Annotated in this window: 1 protein-coding gene; it reads right to left on the reverse strand. The window is 32.2% G+C overall.

The window, feature by feature from the left end:
• The coding region (locus V7659_RS31500) for an ATP-binding protein (protein ID WP_335543909.1) at positions 1 to 1,001 on the reverse strand (1,001 nt) is incomplete at both ends.

Raw genomic sequence — 1,001 nt, forward strand, 5'->3', positions numbered from 1 at the left:
CCTGTTGAAGGTGTTCCTAAATGATCATACTTCGAAGTAAATCCAGGCTGAAAGATAGCATTTTCATATTTTCCAGGGATGCCAGGTCCAGTATCAGCAACTTGAAATACAACAGTATCACTAAGTTCACGCAGACTTAAACGAACGCTTCCCTTTTCTATTATTGCTTCCACTGCATTCGCTACTAAATTATTGATGAGAGATAACACGGTATAAACATGATAATTGGGATGGTTCCCTTCTACGGAATATAAAAATTTAATCTCTTTTCCTAGTGAGTCGGCATATTTTTTATTTATTTGTATAATTAATTGAATTAATTCAGCAGCATTCATATAGTCTTGAAAACTTTCATTCGTAATTAATTTTGAGAGCCCGGCAAAAATTCGTTGGTTATCTTTTTTAACTTCATGAATTTCACCAGCAATACGTAATAACTTTTGACTAAACTGCTGGTTTAAAACATGATGTCGTTGTTCCTGTTCTTTTAAATTGCGATATAAATGATAAGATTCCTTTGTAATATTCTCTATATTTTTTAATGTTTTTTTTAAATAAACCTTTTCCTCATATAAATTGGAAATAAGCATGAACATGTGTTCATTTTGTTTTCTAATTTGTCTTTCCCTCTTCTGTACTTCATACAATTTCATCATATTGAAAAAGCTAAGAACAATAAAACTGTGGGTGAACGCGATCATGATGATCTCACTTATTTTCGTGAAGGTTATCGTTGTTTCTAATACGAAATATTGAATCATTAGTTCAAACATATCGGACAAAATTTCGATTAAAAAGCCAATAAATCCGATCATTAAGGGTCTATTTTGAAAGCGGTTGGTTTTCACTAAAAAAAACAGCAAAGAATAAGTGAAATAATAGAAAAAACTGGGATACTGGGCTTGGAAGGAGGATGTCCAATCAAAATTCTCCTGCTCAATAAGGTCTAAAAGAATACGAAAATGAACAACCGCTGTTCCTGTTAAAAAACCCGGTAAAAC

Source organism: Neobacillus drentensis (assembly GCF_036966985.1).
Taxonomy (GTDB): Bacteria; Bacillota; Bacilli; order Bacillales; family Cytobacillaceae; genus Neobacillus; species Neobacillus drentensis_E.